The organism is Salinifilum aidingensis, assembly GCF_054782015.1.
This window is the reverse complement of record NZ_BAAGTH010000007.1, coordinates 222078-242659: the sequence shown is the minus strand read 5'-3', so window position 1 is coordinate 242659 and position 20582 is coordinate 222078. Positions and strand designations below refer to the sequence as shown.

Sequence of the window (20582 nt, the reverse complement as noted above, 5' to 3'; positions counted from 1 at the left end):
GGCCGCCCACTCTTGACCCCTACCGGCAGCAACGGCTCCAGCTTCGCCCACTGCTGATCGGTCAGATCTCCACGTCCCACACCAAGATCATCTCACCCAGAGATCCACTTCTGAAACACGCCCTAGTGCAGCGAAACCACGCCGCTGCGGCCGCATGCGGCTGCGCAAACGCCACGCACGTTCGTAGCTGAGAGCTTCGCAGAGCGGCGGTTGGACGGGTAGCCGGGACAACCCCCTCCAGCGAGGAACACCCGGACCGGCTGCGAGTGGATCACCGCCTGCTTTTGCGCGACTGGCCAACAACTGCGGCCAGCCCTTCTACCCGTCTCAGTCGGTGCTGGTGGTGCCTTGACCGGGGATGTCGCCGGGGTCGGCGACGTCATCGGCACGCCGACGGGCCCAGCCCACGAGAGAGGCAGCCACGCGCACCTCCACGTCGGGACGGACGTGGGCGAGTACGGCGGCATCAGTGCGGTCCCAGACCACGTACAGCACGTCGTCGACGTGGCGGTGCTCGTTTGCGGCGAGCCACTGCTCGACGTCGACGATGTGCTGGGTGGCGCGGCGGTAGTACGGAGCCAGTGCGTTGGCCACGAGTTTGAGCTCGGCGGTGCGGTCGGTGCGGTGGCGGCTCATGAGATCACCTCGCCGGCCAGCACACCGCAGGTGATCACCAGTGGCGTACCGATGATCGGGTGCCAAGCCGCCGCCAGCCGGGTGTGATGCGACTGGCCTGCCGAGTCGGGACGAGATGAGGCCGCGCCCGCGGGGTGTTCACGGCAAATGCACGGCAAAGATCTGCCGGGGCCGCTCCCGCCAACCCTCCGCGAGGAACTCCGCCACCGCGAGCGCGGCCTCCTCCTGCCCGGCGAGGCACTCGGCGTAGATCCGCAGCAGCACCTGCACGCTGCAGAACACCCGGCCGTTCGCCAGCGGCGGGGAGCAGTTGTCAATACCTGCGGATCAAGCTTGTCCAAGCAGCTGCGGGGAGCGGGCTCGTCAGGTCGTTCGACGATCTGTCCGGCTTCGAAGCGGGCGCCGGCGCTGGTCATGACCTCCCGTGGCCGGCGCGGCCTCGTCGACCAACCCGGCCACCGGACTCCGCCCCTCGTCATCGCGGAGTGATCCGCCCTCGAACGGCCCCGCCGCGCTGCGCGCATGCGCCCGGACGCGGGCGTGGGTAAGTCGTTCGTCGACTCGCCGACGCCGAAAACTGGCCGCGATGTTCCCGACGCCTTGGATGATCGCCGCTGTGACTACGACATCGCTCGGCCCGCGGCCCGTGCGCTCTTGGCGCACGCACTCCGGGATCGTGTTCCTGCTGACCGTCCTGACAGCGACGCTCACACCTCCCAGCGCGGCAGCGCCCGCACCGCTGCCGCTCGGCGATCCCGACCTCGCGGAGTCCCGCACCACCAAGACCCTGACGACCGGGGTCACCCTCACCGAGATCGTCCGCGGCAGCGAACCGGCGGCTCCCGAGGAGATCGGCACGACGAGCCGGGGCCCCTGGCGCGTGCACGTGTTGAGCATCGATCCCCGTGCCGCGCGCGGGCACTTGCGGGCGACGTACGGCCCCGACCTCGGCCAGACGGAGAAGACCACCCAGCTGGTCGAGTCCAGCGGTGCGCTGGCCGGCGTCAACGCGTCGTTCTTCACGTTCACCGACGACCGCCGCTACCCCGGCGACCCCGTCGGGCTCGGCGTCCACTCCGGACACCTGTTGAGCGAACCCACCGGAAGTCCGGCCGAGGCGAACTTCCTCGTCGACAGCGCCAGCGGCGAGGTCCTCATGGGCAGGCTCGAGTGGTCCGGCGTCGTCCGCAACCGGCACACCGGTCAGCGCCTCACCCCGGATCACATCAACCATCCGCCTGCGGTCCCCGAGGACTGCGGGGGATCCTGCGACAAGCCTGGTGACCTCGTGCTGTTCACCCCCGAGTTCAGCAGCAGCACACCGGAGGGCAGGGGCATCGAGGTCGTCCTCGACCACCGTGGCTGCCCCCAGCGCACCCTGCCCGCACGTGGCACCGCCCTGGCCGAGGGCGAAACCTCCCTGCAGGCCACCGGCGCCAACGCGGCGAAGCTGCGGGCGGCAGCGGAGCAGGGCTGCTTCACCAGGCACTCATCGCTGACCGACCAGGACGGCGACACGGTTCCGCTGCGCCGGAGCCTGTTCGGCGTGACCGGGCGCTACCGCCTCGTCGAGGGCGGCGAGATCGTCGTGCCCGACGGCGAGGACGGCGGCTTGTTCGCGCGCAACCCGCGCACCCTCGGGGGCACCACCGCCGACGGCACGATCAAGCTGGTCACCATCGACGGCAGGCAGACCACCAGCGTGGGCACCACGATGGACGAGACCGCCGCAGTGGCGCACGCGCTCGGGCTGACCGACGCCGTGAACCTGGACGGCGGTGGATCCACGAGCATGTCCACGGACAGAGGCCTGGTCAACCAGCCGAGCGGCAGTGCGGAGCGCGCCGTCGGCGACGCACTCGTCTACCGCGACACCCCGTTCCACCCCGAAACGCCCTGAGTCACCCGGCGGGATGTCCGCGTCGGCCGGCGAGGGGTGGTGCAGACAACGGTGCGGCCGGTGCCGAGCTCGTCGCGGCGCGTGGTGTCACCGCCGGGCTCCAGAGTTCACGGCGGCCGGGCCTGGTGCCGGGCATCCGTGCATGCGGCGTGCCAGCGCTGGCTGGCCTGGAGCGGTGCCGTCCCGCCCTCGGCGACGAATCTCGCCGATCAAGCCGTGCTCGGCCAGCCGGGCACGGGTTCCACCGGAGTCGTACCAGGAAACGAGAGGCACCGTGATGACCTCCGGCAGTGGTTCGAGGGCCTCGAGCCCGTCACAGCCAACCCGTGCGGGCACTGAGAACTACGCCTACTGGCGCCGCTCACCGCCCCCGGATCCGGTCGAACCGTCCTGCTGCTCACCGCCCCCGGATCCGGTCGATCCGTCCTGCTGCTCACCGCCCCCGGATCCGGTCGATCCGTCCTGCTGCTCGCTGCCCTGCTGCTCCCCGCTTTGCTCGCCCTGGGCGTCCACGTAACCGTGCGCCTTCTCGCTGAATTGGTTGATCTTGTCGCTGTACTTGCCGCCGGTCTTCTCGTCGGCGAACGACGCGGCCTTGTCGATCCCCTGCTTGGCCTTGTCCGGGCTCTTGCCGAGGAAGCCCTTCAGCTTGTCCATCATGCTCATGCCGTTCCTCCTCCCACGATGGTACGCCACCATTGTGGTACGCGGCTCGCTCATCGTGCAGGCAGGAACAACGGAGGTGGACCCGTCTGAGCCGGGCAGCCACGGGCCGCCAGCGCGGTTACCAGGCCAGCGATGCTTGTCCGCGCCGTTGCGCCCACCTCGGTCCTTGGGCCTCCCCCTGTCGGCCGGACACGCGCCTCGGGGTAGTTCCTGCTGTTCCCGCTGCTCGGGGCTGGCACTCGAGGGCGGCTCGTTCACCGGACGGCCCTTCGCGCTCCGGCGCTATTCGGACGGCGCTGCGGTCCGGGACGTGTCCGCACCGGTCTCCGCCGCGCCCCGGTCCACCCGGGAGAAGTGGCGCACCGTCGGGACGAAACCGGCCGCGGCCGGCACGAGGAAGCAGACCGAGGCGCACGCCTGCTGCGGAGCCAGGAGTGCAGCAGGTACCCGACCGTGGTCGCGGCCAACCACGGCGCGGTGCCGGGGAACCACAGCACCAGGAGCACCAGGAACGACCCGAGCACGATCGAGTCGCGGAGGACTCGCCGACGTCGCGCGCTCACCGCCTCGCTCAGCACCGTCGCCGGCTCGACGCCCGGCGAGGGCGGCACTGCTCGTCGCCTCTCGGACAGGCACTCCTCGAGCACCTCGTCGGCGAAGTCCTCATCGACGTGGACAGCGGCCGCGAGGTGTCGCGTCGTGTCATCGCCGGCGGCGGTGCTGCGCCGAGCCGCAGCATCCTCCGGGGACGGTGTCGTCACCGCCCGATTTCTCCCTCCACAAGAGACAGCCACTGTTGCGCGGAGCGTCCAGTACCGGGAACGGGCGCGGACGGCGCGGCGTTTTGCGCATGATTAGCTCGAATGGAGCACGCACATGCTCGGCGCGGATCACTCCAGCGGGAGGGTGGCGGTGGGAGCGTCAGCCGCACCCGCGGCGACCTCCTCGAACTCGGAGATGTTGTCGATGTTGGTGCCCATCGAGATGTTCGTGACGCGCTCGAGGACCACCTCGACGACCACCGGGAGCTGGTGTTCGGCTGCCAACTTCCGGGCCTCGTCGAAAGCCAGCGGCAGGTCATCGGGCTCGTGCACCCGGAGGGCCTTGCACCCCAGCCCCTCGGCCACCTTGACGTGGTCCACCCCGTACCCGCCGATCCCGGGGGCGTTGACGTTGTCGAAGGAGAGCTGCACGCAGTAGTCCATGTCGAAACCGCGCTGGGCCTGGCGGATCAAGCCGAGGTACGAGTTGTTCACCACCACGTGGACGTAGGGCAGGTTGAACTGCGCCCCCACGGCGAGCTCTTCGAGCATGAACTGGAAGTCGTAGTCGCCGGAGAGGGCGACCACGTTCGCGTCCGGATCCGCCACGCGCACGCCCAGGGCAGCGGGCACGGTCCAGCCGAGCGGGCCGGCCTGGCCGCAGTTGATCCAGTGCCGCGGACGGTAGACGTGCAGGAACTGGCCACCTGCGATCTGCGAGAGACCGATGGTGCTCACGTACCGGGTCTCCGGACCGAAAGCTCGGTTCATCTCCTCGTAGACGCGCTGGGGCTTCATCGGGACGTCGTCGAAGTGGGTGCGTCGCTGCATCGTCCGCTTGCGCGTCTGGCACGCCGAAACCCATTCGGAGCGGTCCGGGAACTTCCCGGCGGTCCGCCGCTCGCGGGCGGCCTCGGTGAAGAGTTCCAGCGCTGGTTTCGCGTCGGAGACGATCCCGTAGTCGGGGGTGAAGACCCGGCCGATCTGCGTGGGTTCGATGTCCACGTGGACGAAGGTGCGGTCCTGGGTGTAGGTCTCCAGCCCACCGGTGTGGCGGTTCGCCCAGCGGTTGCCGATGCCCAGCACGAAATCGGACTCGAGCAGCGTCGCGTTGCCGTAGCGGTGCGCTGTCTGCAGGCCGACCATGCCCGCCATGAGCGGGTGGTCGTCGGGGATGGAGCCCCAGCCCATCAGCGTCGGGACCACGGGGACGTCGGTCAGTTCCGCGAACTCGACGAGCAGCTCGGCCGCGCCGGCGTTGATGACCCCTCCCCCGGCCACGAGCAGCGGGCGCTCGGCGGCGGAGAGCATCTCCAGCGCCTTGTCGATCTGCGCCCTGGTCGCCGCGGGTTTGTGCACGGGCAGGGGCTCGTAGGTGTCCGGATCGAACTCGATCTCGGCCTGCTGCACGTCGAGCGGCAGGTCGATGAGCACCGGGCCGGGACGGCCGGAGCGCATGAGGTGGAACGCCTGCTGGAAAGCACCCGGCACCTGCGCGGGTTCGAGGACCGTCATGGCCATCTTCGTGACCGGCTCGGCGATGTCGGCGATGTTCACCGCCTGGAAGTCCTCTTTGTGCAGACGCGCGACCGGCGCCTGGCCGGTGATGCACAGGATCGGGATGGAGTCCGCCGAGGCCGAGTACAGACCGGTGATCATGTCCGTGCCCGCCGGCCCCGAGGTGCCGATGCACACGCCGATGTTGTCCTGGCCGGTCCGCGTGTAGCCCTCGGCCATGTGCGATGCGCCCTCGACGTGGCGGGCGAGCGTGTGGTTGATCTCCCCGCTGGTGCGCAGGGCGGCGTAGAACGGGTTGATCGCCGCACCGGGGACGCCGAACGCTTCGGCCACCCCCTCGCGTCGCAGAACTTCGACGGCAGCTTCGGCAGCGGTCATGCGCGGCATGGGAGCTCCTCCAGGGATGGCACGGATCGGGGCGCCACGGATCAGCACCGCCGGGTGCTTCCGCAATACGAAATTTTGATTTCGCTATATGAATTAATCATGCTCCTGCTTCGACGTGCCGTCAAGACGCGCACGCGACACCCCCGAGCTGGCGCGACCCGCCGGCGCGGACGAGGACCGCCCCGCTGCGCCGCGCGCGGCGCGTCGACCTCTTCCGCCTCCCACCAGATAACGTTTCGATAACCTGTCTAGTCCACTGTTCCGGCCTTGTTCACCGCGAGTTGAGCTCGGGGGAACAACACATTCCCTCGGTTCGGTGACCGTGAACGTCGTGCGAACAGTGGTAGTGGGCGGCGGCGTGCTCGGCACCATGCACGCCTGGAAAGCCCTCAGCAGTGGTCACGACGTGGTGCACCTGGAACGGGAGACCGAGGCCCGCGGCGCCTCGGTCCGCAACTTCGGCCTGGTCTGGGTCAGCGGCCGCGCCGCGGGCGAGGACCTGCGGACCGCGCTGCGCGCGCGGCGCTCGTGGGAGCGCCTGGCGCAGGAGGTCCCGGGACTGGGCTTTCGCGCGAACGGTTCGCTCACCGTGCTGCGCACGGAAGCGGAGCTGGCTGTGGCCGAGGAACTGCTCGCGCAGCCCGAGACCGCCGAACGCGGCACGAAACTGCTCTCCCCGAACGAGGTGCGGGAACTCAACCCCGCCCTCCGCGGACGGATGCGCGGGGCGCTGTGGTGCGAGCAGGACGCCGCGGTGGAACCGCGCACTGCGCAACCGGCGATCCGGGAACACCTGACCGCGACCGGGCGCTACACCTGGCTGCCCGGTCGCGAGGTCCGGGAGGTCGCCGAGGGGGAGGTCCGCGACGACACCGGCGAGCGCCACGGCGCCGACGCCGTCGTCCTGTGCACGGGGGCCGCGCTCGGCGGGCTGGTGCGCGAGCTGGCCCCCGAAGCGCCGGTGCGCCGCGTGCGGCTGCAGATGATGCAGACCGAGCCCCTGGGCGAGTCGCTGCCGACCTCCGTGGCCGATGCCGACAGCCTGCGCTACTACCCGGCCTACCGGGGCAGTGCGCTGGACGCGCTCAACCGCGACGAGCCCCAGCCCCCGGTGGCCGGGGACAACGGGATGCAACTGCTGATGGTGCAGCGCGCCGACGGCGGGCTGACGATCGGCGACACCCACGGTTACGCCGAACCGTTCCCCTTCGACGTGCACGAGGCCCCGTACGAGCACCTGCGCGGGCGGGTCGAGGAGCTGCTCGACCGACCGCTGCCGCGCGTCGTGCGCCGGTGGGCGGGCGTCTACGCCCAGTGCACGGATCCAGCGACCGTCGTGCACCGCGAGCAGGTCCTGCCCGGGGTGTGGCTGGTCACCGGACCGGGCGGGCGGGGCATGACCGGATCGCCCGCCATCGCCGAGGACACCGCCCGCGAGATCGGTTGGGAGGAGCGCTCGTGAAACCCGACATCCGACTGGCCGTGCTGGACATGGCCGGCACGACCGTGGCCGACGGCGGACTGGTGGAGCAGGCCTTCACCGCAGCCATCGCCGAGGTCGGCGTCACCGAGTCCGACGAGGCCTACCCCCGCATGCTGGACCACGTCCGCCGCACGATGGGCGAGTCCAAGATCACCGTTTTCCGCGCACTGCTCGACGGCGAGGAGGACCGGGCGCAGCGGGCCAACCGCGCGTTCGAGAACACCTACGGAGAGCTGGTCTCCGGCGGGCGCTGCGCCGGCATCGACGGCGCGGCCGAAGCCGTTGAGCAGCTGCGCAGCTCCGGCGTGCAGGTGGCGCTGACCACCGGTTTCGCCGCGACGACCCAGCAGCGGCTCCTCGATGCCCTCGGGTGGGGAGAACTCCCCGACCTCGCGCTCACCCCGGAACACGCCGGCCGCGGGCGGCCGTACCCGGACATGGTCCTCACCGCCCTGCTGCGGCTGGGCGTCGACGACGTGCGCCGGGTCGCCGTGGTCGGCGACACCAGCTACGACGTCCTCACCGGACTGCGCGCCGGCGCGGGAGTCGCGGCCGGCGTGCTCACCGGGGCGCACGACCGCCGCGCCCTCGTCGACGCCGGTGCCACCCACGTCCTCGAATCCGTCCGTGAACTCCCCGAACTCGTCCGGTCCTGATCGGACGGACTCGCCCCGAAGGAGAGTTGCGCCCGTCATGCTCACCAGGAACAGAGGTACCGCGGTCCTCGCCGCCGCGGTGGCCGCGTTCGCGCTGCTGCTGTCGGCCTGCGGCCCCAGCGCCGCTGACCGGGGCGGAGGCTCCCCCGACGAGCTCGTTTTCGCCGCGGTGCCTTCGGAGGACTCGGCGAACCTGCAGCAGGACTACGCTCCCGTGATCAAGATGCTGGAGGAGGAAACCGGCAAGAAGGTCCGCTTCCAGCAGGCCACCGACTACGCGGCCATCATCGAGGGCCAGCGCGCCGGCAAGATCGACATCGCCAAGTACGGCCCGTTCTCCTACATGCTGGCCCGCAAGAAGGGAGTCGGTGCCGAGGCGGTCGCCGCCCAGACCGAGCAGAAGGGCAAGGAGCCCGGCTACCGGTCCTACGGCATCACCCGGCCGGGCACCGGGATCGACTCGTTGGCCGACTTCCGCGGCAAGAAGGTCTGCTTCGTCGACCCCACCTCCACCTCCGGCTACCTCTACCCCACGTCCGGGCTCATCGAGGCCGGCGTGAACCCGAAGACCGGCGTCCGGCCGATCATGGCCGGTGGTCACGACGCCGCAGCGCTGGGCGTGGCGAGCGGGCAGTGCGCGGCCGGGTTCGCCTTCGACACCATGGTCGACCGCCAGCTGATCCAGCAGGGCGAGCTCCGCTCCGGCCAGCTCAAGACCGTGTGGCGTTCCGAGGTCATCCCGGGCGATCCGGCTGCGGTCTCCACCGACCTCAGCCCCGAGCTGCGCGAGTCCATCACCCGGGCGCTGCGCACCAAGGCCAACAGCGACTACCTGCGCGACCACGGCTACTGCAGCGGGAAGTGCCGGGTCGGTGACACCGGCGGCTGGGGATTCACCGAGGTGACCGACGCCAAGTACGACAGCATCCGCCGCGTCTGCGAAACCACGAGGAACGAGCAATGCGAGTAGAGCACGGCGAGACCGTCGTGGACTTCGACGGCGTGAGCAAGTGTTTCGACGGCACGACCGCAGCCCTCGACGACGTCTCGCTGCAGGTGACCGCCGGCGAGTTCACCGTCCTGCTGGGACTGTCCGGATCGGGCAAGTCCACGCTGCTGCGCCACATCGACGGGCTGCAGCGCCCCACCGCGGGCACGATCACCGTGCTGGGCAGCGACCTCGGCCGGGTGCGCGGGCGGGCGCTGCGGCAGCTGCGCCGCCGGATCGGGTTCGTGTTCCAGCAGTTCCACCTCGTCGGGGCGCTGACCGTGCTGGAGAACGTGTGCACCGGGGCGGTGGGCGGCCTGCGCGGTCCGCGCCTGGGGCTGGCCACGTACCCCAGGAGCGTGCGGCACGACGCGATGGACCAGCTCGACCGCGTCGGGCTGGCCGAGCAGGCCCTGCAACGGGCCGACACGCTCTCCGGCGGGCAGCAGCAGCGGGCCGCCATCGCCCGCGCGCTGCTGCAGCGACCGGACGTCCTGCTCGCCGACGAGCCGGTCGCCTCCCTGGACCCGGACTCGTCGGAACAGGTGATGAGCCTGCTCGCGGAGATCAGCCGGCAGGACCGGCTGACCGTGGTGTGCAGCCTGCACCAGCTGGAACTGGCCATGAGCTGGGGCGAGCGGGTCGTGGGACTGCGCGCCGGCGGCGTGGTGCTGGACACCCCGGTCGCCGGCCTCAGCCAGGAGTCGGCGATGGCGGTCTACACCGCGGGCAGCTCCGAGAAGCAGCAGCTGACGGCGGTCGGGTGAGTCGCGGTGCCCACAGCGGAGATGACTCGCACCTCGGCGGCGACACCGGCCGCCGGCGACCGGCGCACCCTTCCGCGTCCGAGCCCCGGTGGCGGCCTCGCCCTGCTCGTCGCGCTCGCGCTGGTGCTGACGGCGGTGTGGACGCTCGTCGACCTGCGCCTCAACGCAGCCACCGTCATCGACAGCGTCGGCAACGCCGCCGACTTCCTGTCGCGGACGCTGCCGCTGGACTTCCCGCCTGCCGGGCAACTGTTGACCTCGATCGGCACGACGCTGGCGATCGTGATCTGCGCGACGCTGCTGGCGGCTCTGCTGAGCGCGCCGATCGCCGTGCTCGGGGCGAGCAACACCACCCCGCACGCGCTCGGCAGGCACGGTGCGCGCGCGCTCATCGTGGCCTCGCGGGCGGTTCCGGACGTGGTGCTGGCGATCCTGTTCTTCCGGATCTTCGGCTTCGGCGGTCTGACCGGGGTGCTCGCGATGGGCCTGCACTCGATCGGCATGGTCGGCAAGCTCTACGCCGACGCGATCGAGCAGATCGACGAAGGTCCCCGCACGGCCATCCGGGCCGCTGGCGGCTCCCGCCTGCAGGAACTGCTCGGCGGGGTGCTCCCGCAGGTCCTGCCCTCGTTCGTGGCCACATCGCTGCACCGGCTGGACATCAACCTGCGGGTGTCGGTGGTGCTCGGCTTCGTCGGCGTGGCCGGGCTGGGCCAGGAGATCGCCAACGCACTGCGCACACTGGACTACCAGCGCGGAATCGCCCTGGCGCTGGTGGTGTTCGCGCTGTGCGTGCTCATGGAGCTGCTCTCCGGGTCGATCCGCAGGCGGTTGATGAACACCGGCGGTGAACGGCCGCGCAACCGCGCGCTCGATTTCGCCACGAGGCGCTTCCGCCGCGCCCCGAGCACCGCGTCCGCGTCGGCCCCGCTGGGCGGGCGCACCGCGTCCGGCCTGCGCGCCACGGCGCGCACGGCGCGGATCAGCCATCCGTGGACACCCGCGCGGCTGCGCAAGTTCTCCTACTGGATCATCACGGCCGCCGTCATCGCGGCCTCGGTCCGGGGGTTGGGACTGACCCCGGAACAGTTCGCACGCGGATTCCGCGAACTCTGGCCGACCCTGGCGCAGTTCTGGCCACCCGAAACGGGCGCGATGCTGCCGACCCTGCTGGCCGAACTGTGGGTGACGATCCAGATCGCCCTGGCCGCGACCCTGATCGGGGCCGTGCTGTCGGTGCCGATCGGCGCACTGGCAGCCGCGAACGTCGCCCCCAACCCCGGCACCGCCCGGCTCTTCCGCGGCGTGGTGCTGGTGGTCCGCGGCATCCCCGAACTGGTGCTGGCCATCATCTTCGTGGTCGTCACCGGGCTCGGCCCCGTCGCGGGCGCGTGCGCGCTCGGCGTCGGCTCGGTCGGGCTGCTCGGCAAGCTGGTGGCCGACTCCCTGGAAGAGGTCGACCGGGGCGTCGAGCAGGCGCTGCGCGCCACCGGTGCGGGCGGGTGGCAGGTGTTCTTCTCCGCAACGCTGCCCCAGGTCGCACCGGCGGTCGTGGGCCACCTGCTGTACCAGCTCGACACCAACATCCGCTCGGCCACGCTGCTCGGGCTCGTCGGAGCTGGCGGCATCGGCTACTACCTGCTCAACGCCTCGCGGGTGCTGGAGTTCGGCGTCGTCACCACCGTGCTGCTGCTGACCTTCGCCGCGGTGATGGTCGTCGAACTGCTCGCCCTCTGGTGGCGCCGGGTGCTGCCCGGCGGTATCGCCGCGCGGTGACACGTCACTCAGGTGGCCGGCAGGTGCCCTCGGTGGTGGCGGGTTCCCCTCGCCGGCTCGGACGCTCGACCGCACACAGGACGCGCTGACCATTCTTCGTACCTTGGCAACCGAGACACGCCGGAGCCAGTAGCCGATTCCGCTGCAAGACAGGACTCTGGCTAACGCTAACGCGTCAGTTCGATGAGCCGGAGGTCGAGAACCCGACACTGGCCGACCGCGATGGAGTAGACGATCGCCCCGAGGCCGTTGCCGTACACGGTGATCCACTGGTCGGTGAGCACACGACCCGCAAGGGACCACGGAGGCGAGAGTGGACATCAGACCGGCCCACGTGACAGACGCAGCGAACATCGAGTCGATCTACGGACACTACGTCCGGCATTCCGTGCTCGCAGTCGATGTTGACGACCCGCCGACCGCGCAGGACTGGGAGCAGCGCCTGGAGCACCTGACCGCGTCGGGCTACCCGACCCTGGTCGCCGTCGACGACCAGACCGTCGTGGGCTACGCGCTGCTCACACCCTGGCTGGCCAAGCCCGCCTTCGCCCACACCGCCGAGAACTCGATCTACCTCGCCCCGCACGCCGCCGGTGCAGGTCTCGGCCGCCAACTCCTCGCGCGCCTTCTCGATGACGCACAGGGCTGCGGTATCCAGGAGGTCATAGCCCTCGTGGCCGACGCCGATCACGAGGGCCGCCCGTCACGAGCACTGCACCTCAGAGCAGGCTTTCAACCGGCAGGGCGGCTCCAGCGAGTGGGGAACAAACACGGACGCGTCACCGACGTCGACCTCCTCCAACTTCCGCTGCAGCCCATGAACTAACCCTCACTCGCTTTCCCGACGTGCAGCAGCGGACGCCTCCTCGTGGCGGCCGTAAGGCGATCCCGTTTTGAACCGTCCGAGGCTATGCATCCCCGACGCGTATGGGCTGGAGACCGCGCACTTCAGCGATGCTGAAGTGCGCGCTGCACGACGCCAGGGTGGCGGGCGAGCGTCGGTGCCAGCCTGAGCGCGAGGGACGTCACTGCCAGCCAAGGGCGGAGATGGGGCTTGATCGACTGGATTCGACCATCCGAAGCCAGTTTCAGCACCATCGCGTCGTCAAGCCTGAGCGGTCCGATCTGCGCCTCACCGATCACCACCCGCAGGCCGCCGTCGCCCATCTCCTCATGCCATCGCAGCCGCGCGAGACTGCCGTAGACCGCCGTGAGGAGGATGCGAAGGTCCTCTGTCCCTCGGAAGGTCATACGGCCGGAGAGCGGCGAGACGAGCTCAGCGTCCGGAGTGAGAGTGTCGATCATTCCGTCGACGTCGTTCGTTGCGGATGCACGCCGGAAGCGAGAAATGGCATCGTCCACGCAGGCAGTGTCCAAGACAGAGGCGGAGAAGACTACCTGCCGATGCATGACTTGACGAGAACCCTGCCGTCGGGACGCAGGCGTACGGTCGCCGCAGTGCTCGTGGGGAACGCTGGCTTGTGAGGCGCTCCGGCGCTTGCGCCACGGTCAGCATAGCCTTCGCTATGAGCGGTCCCGGTGCTGTTGTGGAGCTGATCCCGCGGGCTCGTTTGAAGGCGATGCTGAGCGCGAACACGCTGCCGTAGCCGATCTGATGGGCAACGGATTCGGTGGTGGCGCCGGATTCCAGGAACAGGTCGGCGGCCAGGTCGATGCGCCACTCGGTGAGATAGGTGATTGGTGGTGTGCCGACGAGGTCGGTGAAGCGGCGAGCGAGCGTCGCTCGGGACACCCCGGTGTGCGCGGCCAGCGCGGCCACAGTCCAAGAATGAGCGGGACGGCTGTGGATCAGTCGCAGGACGGGCCCGACGACGGGATCGCCGTGGGCTCGGTACTGAGCCGGGGCTTGCGTATCGGGCCGGGTGAACCAAGAGCGGAGGGCGGCGACCAGCAAGAGATCCAGAAGCCTGTCGAGTACGAGGTCCTGTCCCGGCTCATCGCGCACCGTCTCCTCGGCGAGTAGCGACACGAGCGCGGACTCGGTGCGCGCGGTGCTGGGAATGACCAGAAGCGGCGGCAGTGCGCTGAACAACCGTGCGGCGACCTCGCCCGATCTCTGGTACTTGCCGATCAGCAGTACCGCCGAGCCTTCCGCCCTGACGTCGCAGGGCGGCTTGTTGACCCAGGTGCGCACTCCCACGTCCGCAGTCTCGGACAGCTCCGCGCCGGTCGTGGTCGTGCGCCGCGGGCCGGGATGGACCACCACCTGCACCGGTGTGCGGGGATCATCGGTGAAAGTGAAGGCGTCCGGGCCACGCATCATGGCGATGTCACCGGCGTGAAGCCGCACCGCATCGCCAGCACTGGGCACCACCCAAGGCGCTCCTTGAGCGACGGTCACGATGCTGAGCGGGGCCCTGTCCTGCACCTGCACCGACCAGGGCGGGTTCTGGACGGTCTGCAGCAGGAACGCGCCTCTGGCCCGTGTCCCGTCGAGCAGACTCGTCAACGAGTCCATCGGCACAGGGTAGGACACGACGTTATGGACTTACGAGCCTCGACCATGGCTCGTATCCCGACACTCCTGTGGACTGTGGATTATGCCAACTTCTACGCCGACGACCTTGGTTCTCGCAGGGACGGGCAAGACGGGGCGCCGTGTCGTGTCCAGGCTGGTCGCCCATGACGTGCCGGTACGCGTCGGCTCACGGCGCGCCGAGCCACCCTTCGACTGGCAGGACGACACCACGTGGGAACCGTCGCTGCGGGGCGTGGACGCCGCCTACATCGCCTTCTACCCCGATGCGGGATTCCCCGGCGCGGCTCAGGCCGTGGGTTCCTTCGCCGACCTGGCGGCAGCTTGCGGTGTCCGCCACCTTGTCCTACTCGCCGACCGCGGTGCCGCCGAGGCCACACGCTGCGAGCAGGCTATCCAGGACTCGGGCACAGAGTGGACGATCGTGCGGACGGGATTCATCACACAGAACTTCAGCGAGGCCTTCCTCGTGGAACTGGTCCGAGCCGGCGTGGTCACGCTTCCCGCCGGCGACGTCGCCGAACCGTTCACCGATGCCGAGGACATCGCGGATGTCGCTGTGGCGGCGCTGACCGAGAACGGCCATACCAGCCGGATCCATGAAGTGACCGGACCACGCCTGCTCACCTTCGCCGATGCCGTCGGCGAGATCGCGACAACGGCCGGCAGGGAGGTTCGCTATCTGCCGATCACGCCCGAGCAGTTCGTCTCCTCGCTGACCGGGCGAGGCGTGCCTGCTGAGTACGCGACGCAACTGGCTGGCCTGCTGACCGAGGTCTTTGACGGCCGCCGGGCCACGGTGACCGACACCGTCGAACGCGTGCTCGGCCGGCCGCCCCGCGACTTCGCCGAGTACGCCCGAGCGACCGCCCCGACAGGAGTCTGGGACGCCTACGCTGAGTCTTCCGGTTCACGCTGACATGTCGGCCTGGTGCTCCTGAACGTGCCCCAGAGCAAAGTACGACGTCGTTGCTGGTGAGGACCTTGCTGTCGACAGTCATGGGACTCGTGACCATGTTTGTGATCGCTGGAGCAACGACCCGCTGAACTGCAGAAACGCACCACTTTGCCCCTCAGAGCAGCTACAGGAGTACCAGGCCAACTACCTGCGGCCCGACACCCACCGGGCGGCCAACGCCCGGCTGCTGGAGACCCAGGCCAACATTGACCTGGTCAGCCAATGGGGCACTGGGGCAGTGGCCTCAGTCGACGGGCTCCGGTTCGTCGTCCCGCCGGCCAGCGTGCGCACCGGCGCCAACCCACGCTACTTCGGCCAGCGCAACAAGGGCGTGACCTGGCTGAACTACATCAACGACCACGTCGCCGGGCTCGGCGGACTCGTGGTCGCCGGCACCGTCCGCGACAGCCTGCACGTGCTCGACGGACTCTTGGACCTCGACGGCGGCCCGCGCCCGGAAATGGTCACCACCGATACGGCCAGCTATTCCGACCAGATCTTCGGGCTGTACGCGCTGCTGGGCTATCAGTTCTCGCCGCGGCTGGCCGACATGCCCGAGCAGAAGTTCTGGAGCGCCGACCCGACCGCAGACTACGGGCCGCTCAACGCCCTCGTTCCGGACCCCCGTCACGCGCTCGACCTGGAGCTGATCCGGCGGAACTGGCCCGACCTACTGCGCGTGGCCGGTTCGCTGGCCACCGGGGCGATGAAGGCCTCGGAACTGATGCGGATCACCCAGGGCGGCGGCAGTCCGACCACCCGGGGCAAGGCCCTGGTCGAGTACGGGCACATAACCAAAACCCGGCACATGCTTGCCTTCGTCGATGCTGATGAGACCTACCGGCGTCGTATCCACACCCAGCTCAACACCCAGGAATCCCGCCACGCACTGGCCCGCCGGATCTTCCACGGCAAACGCGGCCAGCTGTATCAGCCCTACCGCCAGGGCCAGGAAGACCAGCTCGGCGCTCTCGGGCTGGTGCTGAACATGGTGTGCTCTGGAACAGCGTCTACCTCGACGCCATCATCAAGCACCTCCGCAGCCAGGGCTATCCCGTCAGCGACGAAGACGTGGTCCGCCTGTCCCCGCTGGGCTGGCACCACATCAACATGTAAGGCCGCTACGCCTTCACCGGCAGCCCACCCAGCGAGCTCCGCCCGTTGCCCGATCCCAGCGCCCCCAACAACGAACTCTGAACCTCTGTACGGAGGGAATCCATATGCGCGTGTGGCCGGAGTACGGCCGATGTCGGCCGTACTCCGGCCACACGCGCTGTAGAACCGTTGCTCCGTTCCAGTGCATCTCCGCAAATCGGTTGCACATTTTCCGTTTCATGCCGATACTTCGGATTCTCGGGGGGATCAGTCACCGAAGGATGGGGAGTATGCGGGCACGACGATCGTCCGTGGGCCAGGCCTTATTGGCCGGCTCTACGGCACTGTTGCTGACCGGGAGCATGGGGGCGACGGCCCTGGCCAGCCAACCTGGGGAAGATGCGTCACCGAACCGGGAGACCAGCCCCGTCACCCCGGAGGCAGAGGTATCACCACACGTCACCCGGATCATGTTTGAACAGCCGCAAACGGCGGATGAACTGCGGGAGAAATTGGCCGGTAGCGAGGTGCTGCAGTTGCGCTACACCGGGGAGGTCAGCGGCGTGTCCCAACCCGGTCCGGGAGTACCAGCGACGCAAGCTGTTGATCAGTTCGAACGGACCACGACCGCGGAGTACCAGGCCGCTCCCCTGGTTTTCATGGCCGTCGTGGACGGGCAGCGTGACCCTGCGTCGCTACCAGGGGCGCAAGTGGACACATTCGATTCGCAGTCTTCTGCAGTCAATCAGCTTCCTCAACACACGTTAAAGCAGGCGAGCCAGGCCACGCGCGACCGGCGGGCGAGCCTGACTGGCCAGGGGGTTGCGGTGGCGGACCCCCAGCGCAACGCGGAACCGGTTGCGCCGGGTCCGCAGGCACCGCCGAAGGAGTACCGGTGGTCGCCGATCCAGGGGCAGATGCAAACCTGGGACACGGAAAGCGGTCCGGAACCCGAGCACCCGCGCAAATTCCGCTACAACATGACCTGGGCCTCACAGGCCGACATCAATGCCTTCGGTGATGATTTCGGCCTCGAGCACGGGGCAACGCTGTACAACACCGAGGACATCTCCGACTGGACACGGCCGTACTGCAACCCCTTCGACTTCAACGAGCCCTACAACAACTTCTGGGCTGCATGGGATAGCGGCTTCAAGTGGAACGCGGTGGAGTGGGGCACCAACGTGCCGGGCGAGGCAGCACCCTATTGGGACTGGGACGACGCCACCGACTCATGCCAGGAACTGGGTTTCCAGATCGGTGTAGGCTATCCAACCAACCTGCAACCACGCCAGGGCTACAGCATGTGGATCCATGCCTCTCGCGGTGACCAGTCCAACTCGGAGTTCACGCTGAACACCCAGAAGATCTCCAATGACTGCAACGACGTCGGGCTGGATCCGGGCAGCTCCTGCATGGGGCTCAACTACAACCGGCCAGGTTCGGGTACCGAAGACTTGGTCACACTCGAAGATCAGCAAGGCTGGACGGTGCCAGGCTGCGTGAACTGGAATCCGACCCGTCAGCCCACGCGACTCGACAACGGCCAGGCCAGTTGCCCGGCCAATGGATAATGCGTAGCCATGGATGCCAACGATGAATCCGCACGGCCAGCTGCCGCCTCCCAGCCCCGCTGGGGCCGGCAGCTGGCCCTGACTCTGACGATGTCGGCAGCGTTCTTGCTGCTGGCCGGTCTGCTTTTCGTCGGCACGAGTGCGAAGGTCGCCAACGACTGCCTCGACACAGGATTTCACATCCCCGGCCGCAGTGGTGTCGCGATGACCGAGGAAGGCTGTCGGGTGTTGGTCAACCACCAACGCTCGGCTCCACTGCCCGACCTCACCAGCGGGGGTGTTCTCGCTGCGCTCGGATTCGCCGCGCTCGCCGCGCTACCTCCCTACGTACTCGCGATCCGCGTTCACCGTCGCCGAACAAGGTGTGCCGAGTGAAGCTGTCGAAATCTCGTCTGCCGGGGCACGTTCACCGAGCAGACCTGACCGCAACAAGGATCGCTCCATGGTTGGTCTATCCGGGAGCATGGGATGGATGACGTATTCGATCGTGGTCTGTGATCGGGCGAATGGTCAGATGGGCGTGGCGATGCAGTCGTGCCTGCCCGCCGTGGGCGCCACAGCGGTGTGGGCTCGGCCCGGGGTCGGGGCGGTCGCCACCCAGGGGTTCGCCGAGCCTGCCTATGGCCCGCGCTGCCTGGATGCCCTCGCCGACGGCGCGACGGCCACGGAGGCCCTGACCACGGCCAGCGACCTCGATTCGGGGGTAGTGCTGCGCCAGGTTGGCGTCGTGGGCGTGGACGGGTCGGTGGCTGGCCACACCGGGGCTGCATCGCACACGCCGGTCACCAGCTCGGTGATGCGTGTGCGGTGCAGGCGAACATGGCCGCCAGCGCAGGCGTCCCGCGGCGACATCAGCCAGGCCCGGCATGAGCTGCAGGGCCTCACCGCAGCACGGTCCAGCTGGGAGACCATCATCCGCGGCTTCGCCGCACAAGGATTGCTCACCGTCCCCACCAGCACCACCCTCGACGAGCTCCTCAGATGAGGAACCCCCACTGAGACAGCCGCAGTCTGGTGCCGCGCACGTGCGAGGACGTCATGAGCTGGTACGTCGCTGACCAGGGCCGTATCACATACCTGGTACGGAGAAAATCTCACTGAGGGATGGCTAACCGTTACACTGCTGATCATGTCCGGCACCCTGGTTGACTACGCCCGCTGCTCCACCGACGAACAAGACCTCACCGCCCAACGCGACCGGCTGGTCGAACTCGGCGTGGACACCGAGCGGATGTATCTCGACCACGGCCTGACCGGCACCAAGAGAACACGGCCCGGGCTCGACCAGGCGCTGGCAGCCGTCCGCGACGGCGACACCCTCGTGGTGCCGAAACTCGACCGGCTGGCCCGCTCGGTGCCGGACGCCCGCGCCATCGGCGATGATCTCGCCGAGCGGGGCATCGCCCTGTCACTGGGTGGGCAGGTCTACGACCCGGGCGACCCCGTGGGAAAGATGTTCTTCAACATCCTGGCCACCTTCGCCGAGTTCGAGGTGGACCTCCTGCGGGCCAGGACCAAGGAAGGCATGGCCGTGGCGAAAGCCAAGGGCAAGCTACGCGGCAAACAGCCCAAGCTCTCCCCGAAACAGCAAGCCGAGCTGCGACGGATGCACGCCAGCGGAGACTACACGATCACCGACCTCACCGAGCTGTTCTCCGTCTCCCGGCCGGCCGTCTACCGCACCCTGCAGCGCGGCCACCATTCTCAGGCAGAGTGATACTCGTCCCCCGAAATCCCAGATCAGCAGCCTGGCGAGGCATATCCGCCCGATTTTCGGCGAGTTCTACGGCGACCCCTGATAGCCCACTGCAGCGAATCGCACACAGTCGAATGCCACTGGCTACCAGTAGGCACCACCGGTGTCACCCGAAGGCGCCGCTGTAGGCGTTGAGGGCGGGCTGTCCGCCGAGGTGGACGTAGAGGACGTTGGAGTCCGGCGGGATGTCGCCGTCCCGGACGAGGTCGAGGAGCCCGGCCATCGATTTGCCCTCGTAGACGGGGTCGAGGAGCACGCCTTCGAGCTGGGCCGTCAGGCGGATGGCATCGATGGTCGACGGCGCGGGAACGCCGTACGCGTCACCGGCCCAGCCCTCGAGCAGGGTGATCTCGTCGGCGCGCAGTTCCCGGTCGAGGCCGAGGGTCCGCGCGGTGTCGCGGGCGATCTTCTCGACCTGCGCGCGCGTGTCGGCGATCCTGGCCGAGGCGTCGATCCCGATGACCCGGCGGGGGTCGTCCTGACCGGCGAACCCGGCGATCATGCCGGCGTGCGTGCTGCCGGTGACGCTGCACACCACGATCGTGTCGAAGAAGACCCCCAGCTCCCGTTCCTGCTGCTGCACCTCGTGGGCCCAGTTGGCGAACCCCAGTCCGCCCAGCGGGTGGTCGGAGGCCCCGGCCGGGATCGCGTAGGGCGTGCCGCCGGCGGCGCGGACCTCGTCGAGGGCTCGCTGCCAGCTGTCCTTGAAACCGATCCCGAACCCGGCCTGGACCAGCCGGACGTCGGCTCCGAGGATGCGGGAGAGCAGGATGTTGCCCACCTTGTCGTTGACCGCGTCCGGCCAGTCCACCCAGCTCTCCTGCACCAGCACGGCCTTCAGGCCGAGCCGCGCGGCGACCGCGGCCACCTGCCGGGTGTGGTTGGACTGCACCCCGCCGATGCTGACCAGGGTGTCCGCGCCCCGCCGGAGGGCGTCGGGGACCAGGTACTCCAGCTTGCGGGTCTTGTTGCCGCCGAAGGCGAGCCCGCTGTTGCAGTCCTCCCGCTTGGCCCACACGCGAGCGCCGCCGAGGTGCTCGCTGAGCCGGTCCAGCGGATGGATCGGGCTGGGGCCGAACAGCAGGGGGTGGCGTTCGAAGTCCGCGAGGGTCATCGCATCTCCTCGGTGTCGTGGTGGGTTGCTCCGGGCCGAGGCAGCGGGCG

General features: G+C 69.0%; 19 protein-coding genes and 1 pseudogene. 13 read left to right on the top strand and 7 right to left on the bottom strand.

The window, feature by feature from the left end; genetic code table 11:
• Positions 1–327: 327 nt before the first annotated feature.
• Together ACYVJE_RS12050 and ACYVJE_RS12045 are read right to left on the bottom strand one after the other, a co-directional pair.
• Positions 328–636, bottom strand: coding sequence for a hypothetical protein (locus ACYVJE_RS12050; protein WP_459159164.1), 309 nt, complete (start codon positions 634–636; stop codon positions 328–330).
• A 138-nt stretch (positions 637–774) separates the two neighbouring features.
• A complete protein-coding gene (locus ACYVJE_RS12045; protein ID WP_459159163.1) occupies positions 775–906 on the bottom strand; it encodes a hypothetical protein in 132 nt (43 codons plus the stop codon).
• A 346-nt stretch (positions 907–1252) separates the two neighbouring features.
• On the opposite strand from ACYVJE_RS12045, the gene ACYVJE_RS12040 reads away from it, so the two are divergent.
• Positions 1253–2536 carry a phosphodiester glycosidase family protein gene (locus tag ACYVJE_RS12040; RefSeq protein WP_461144497.1) on the top strand — a complete coding sequence of 428 codons (1284 nt, stop codon included), beginning with the start codon at positions 1253–1255 and terminating at the stop codon, positions 2534–2536.
• 348 nt (positions 2537–2884) lie between these two features.
• Here the strand turns inward: ACYVJE_RS12040 and ACYVJE_RS12035 are convergent, their stop codons facing one another.
• Both ACYVJE_RS12035 and gcl read right to left on the bottom strand, forming a co-directional pair.
• Positions 2885–3202, bottom strand: a complete 318-nt coding sequence (locus tag ACYVJE_RS12035) for an antitoxin (RefSeq protein WP_461144496.1) — start codon at positions 3200–3202, stop codon at positions 2885–2887.
• An 890-nt stretch (positions 3203–4092) separates the two neighbouring features.
• Entirely contained in the window at positions 4093–5868 is a 1776-nt protein-coding gene (gene gcl, locus ACYVJE_RS12030; RefSeq protein WP_461144495.1) for a glyoxylate carboligase, read from the bottom strand.
• 331 nt (positions 5869–6199) lie between these two features.
• Between gcl and ACYVJE_RS12025 the strand changes: the two genes are divergently transcribed.
• The 6 genes from ACYVJE_RS12025 (at position 6200) to ACYVJE_RS12000 (ending at position 12364) form a co-directional block, all read left to right on the top strand.
• Positions 6200–7330, top strand: coding sequence for a TIGR03364 family FAD-dependent oxidoreductase (locus tag ACYVJE_RS12025; RefSeq protein WP_461144494.1), 1131 nt, complete (start codon positions 6200–6202; stop codon positions 7328–7330).
• A complete protein-coding gene (locus ACYVJE_RS12020) occupies positions 7327–8007 on the top strand; it encodes a phosphonatase-like hydrolase (protein ID WP_459159158.1) in 681 nt (226 codons plus the stop codon). The genes ACYVJE_RS12025 and ACYVJE_RS12020 overlap by 4 nt, the downstream gene beginning before the upstream one ends.
• Positions 8008–8044: 37 nt before the next feature.
• On the top strand, positions 8045–8977 hold the full coding sequence (locus ACYVJE_RS12015; protein ID WP_461144493.1) for a phosphate/phosphite/phosphonate ABC transporter substrate-binding protein: 933 nt from the start codon (positions 8045–8047) through the stop codon (positions 8975–8977).
• Positions 8968–9762, top strand: a complete 795-nt coding sequence (phnC, locus tag ACYVJE_RS12010; protein ID WP_461144492.1) for a phosphonate ABC transporter ATP-binding protein — start codon at positions 8968–8970, stop codon at positions 9760–9762. Before ACYVJE_RS12015 ends, phnC begins: the two co-directional genes overlap by 10 nt.
• A gap of 21 nt (positions 9763–9783) precedes the next feature.
• Positions 9784–11538, top strand: a complete 1755-nt coding sequence (gene phnE, locus ACYVJE_RS12005) for a phosphonate ABC transporter, permease protein PhnE (RefSeq protein ID WP_461144491.1) — start codon at positions 9784–9786, stop codon at positions 11536–11538.
• 313 nt (positions 11539–11851) lie between these two features.
• Positions 11852–12364, top strand: coding sequence for a GNAT family N-acetyltransferase (locus ACYVJE_RS12000; protein WP_461144490.1), 513 nt, complete (start codon positions 11852–11854; stop codon positions 12362–12364).
• 122 nt (positions 12365–12486) lie between these two features.
• Here the strand turns inward: ACYVJE_RS12000 and ACYVJE_RS11995 are convergent, their stop codons facing one another.
• Together ACYVJE_RS11995 and ACYVJE_RS11990 are read right to left on the bottom strand one after the other, a co-directional pair.
• The gene (locus tag ACYVJE_RS11995) at positions 12487–12843 is read right to left on the bottom strand and encodes a nuclear transport factor 2 family protein (RefSeq protein ID WP_461144504.1); all 357 of its coding nucleotides are present in this window, start codon (positions 12841–12843) and stop codon (positions 12487–12489) included.
• A gap of 219 nt (positions 12844–13062) precedes the next feature.
• Positions 13063–14017, bottom strand: a pseudogene (locus tag ACYVJE_RS11990) (AraC family transcriptional regulator).
• 82 nt (positions 14018–14099) lie between these two features.
• Between ACYVJE_RS11990 and ACYVJE_RS11985 the strand changes: the two are divergent.
• The 6 genes from ACYVJE_RS11985 to ACYVJE_RS11960 all read left to right on the top strand — a co-directional run bounded on the left by ACYVJE_RS11985 (position 14100) and on the right by ACYVJE_RS11960 (position 19379).
• Complete coding sequence (locus ACYVJE_RS11985) at positions 14100–14954, top strand: NAD(P)H-binding protein (RefSeq protein ID WP_461144489.1); 855 nt, start codon at positions 14100–14102, stop codon at positions 14952–14954.
• Positions 14955–15078: 124 nt separating this feature from the next.
• Complete coding sequence (locus tag ACYVJE_RS11980; RefSeq protein ID WP_461144503.1) at positions 15079–16272, top strand: Tn3 family transposase; 1194 nt, start codon at positions 15079–15081, stop codon at positions 16270–16272.
• 127 nt (positions 16273–16399) lie between these two features.
• Positions 16400–17662: a hypothetical protein gene (locus tag ACYVJE_RS11975; protein WP_461144488.1), complete on the top strand. Its 1263-nt coding sequence runs from the start codon at positions 16400–16402 to the stop codon at positions 17660–17662.
• A 9-nt stretch (positions 17663–17671) separates the two neighbouring features.
• Complete coding sequence (locus ACYVJE_RS11970) at positions 17672–18037, top strand: hypothetical protein (protein ID WP_461144487.1); 366 nt, start codon at positions 17672–17674, stop codon at positions 18035–18037.
• Between the two features lie 97 nt (positions 18038–18134).
• Positions 18135–18647 (top strand): DUF1028 domain-containing protein, encoded by a 513-nt coding sequence (locus ACYVJE_RS11965; RefSeq protein ID WP_461144486.1) that lies wholly within the window; start codon positions 18135–18137, stop codon positions 18645–18647.
• 144 nt (positions 18648–18791) lie between these two features.
• The gene (locus ACYVJE_RS11960) at positions 18792–19379 is read left to right on the top strand and encodes a recombinase family protein (RefSeq protein WP_461144485.1); all 588 of its coding nucleotides are present in this window, start codon (positions 18792–18794) and stop codon (positions 19377–19379) included.
• A gap of 145 nt (positions 19380–19524) precedes the next feature.
• On the opposite strand, the gene ACYVJE_RS11955 is transcribed toward ACYVJE_RS11960, so the two are convergent.
• Positions 19525–20532, bottom strand: coding sequence for a 1-aminocyclopropane-1-carboxylate deaminase (locus ACYVJE_RS11955; RefSeq protein WP_461144484.1), 1008 nt, complete (start codon positions 20530–20532; stop codon positions 19525–19527).
• Positions 20533–20582: the final 50 nt, after the last annotated feature.

Coding starts and splice junctions, on each gene's coding strand:
- ACYVJE_RS11995 (WP_461144504.1), bottom strand. CDS start 12,843: ATGATCGACACTCTCACTCCGGACGCTGAGCTCGTCTCGCCGCTCTCC.
- ACYVJE_RS11970 (WP_461144487.1), top strand. CDS start 17,672: ATGGATGCCAACGATGAATCCGCACGGCCAGCTGCCGCCTCCCAGCCC.
- ACYVJE_RS12035 (WP_461144496.1), bottom strand. CDS start 3,202: ATGAGCATGATGGACAAGCTGAAGGGCTTCCTCGGCAAGAGCCCGGAC.
- gcl (WP_461144495.1), bottom strand. CDS start 5,868: ATGCCGCGCATGACCGCTGCCGAAGCTGCCGTCGAAGTTCTGCGACGC.
- ACYVJE_RS12050 (WP_459159164.1), bottom strand. CDS start 636: ATGAGCCGCCACCGCACCGACCGCACCGCCGAGCTCAAACTCGTGGCC.
- phnE (WP_461144491.1), top strand. CDS start 9,784: ATGACTCGCACCTCGGCGGCGACACCGGCCGCCGGCGACCGGCGCACC.
- ACYVJE_RS11955 (WP_461144484.1), bottom strand. CDS start 20,532: ATGACCCTCGCGGACTTCGAACGCCACCCCCTGCTGTTCGGCCCCAGC.
- ACYVJE_RS11965 (WP_461144486.1), top strand. CDS start 18,135: ATGACGTATTCGATCGTGGTCTGTGATCGGGCGAATGGTCAGATGGGC.
- ACYVJE_RS11985 (WP_461144489.1), top strand. CDS start 14,100: ATGCCAACTTCTACGCCGACGACCTTGGTTCTCGCAGGGACGGGCAAG.
- ACYVJE_RS12015 (WP_461144493.1), top strand. CDS start 8,045: ATGCTCACCAGGAACAGAGGTACCGCGGTCCTCGCCGCCGCGGTGGCC.
- phnC (WP_461144492.1), top strand. CDS start 8,968: ATGCGAGTAGAGCACGGCGAGACCGTCGTGGACTTCGACGGCGTGAGC.
- ACYVJE_RS11960 (WP_461144485.1), top strand. CDS start 18,792: ATGTCCGGCACCCTGGTTGACTACGCCCGCTGCTCCACCGACGAACAA.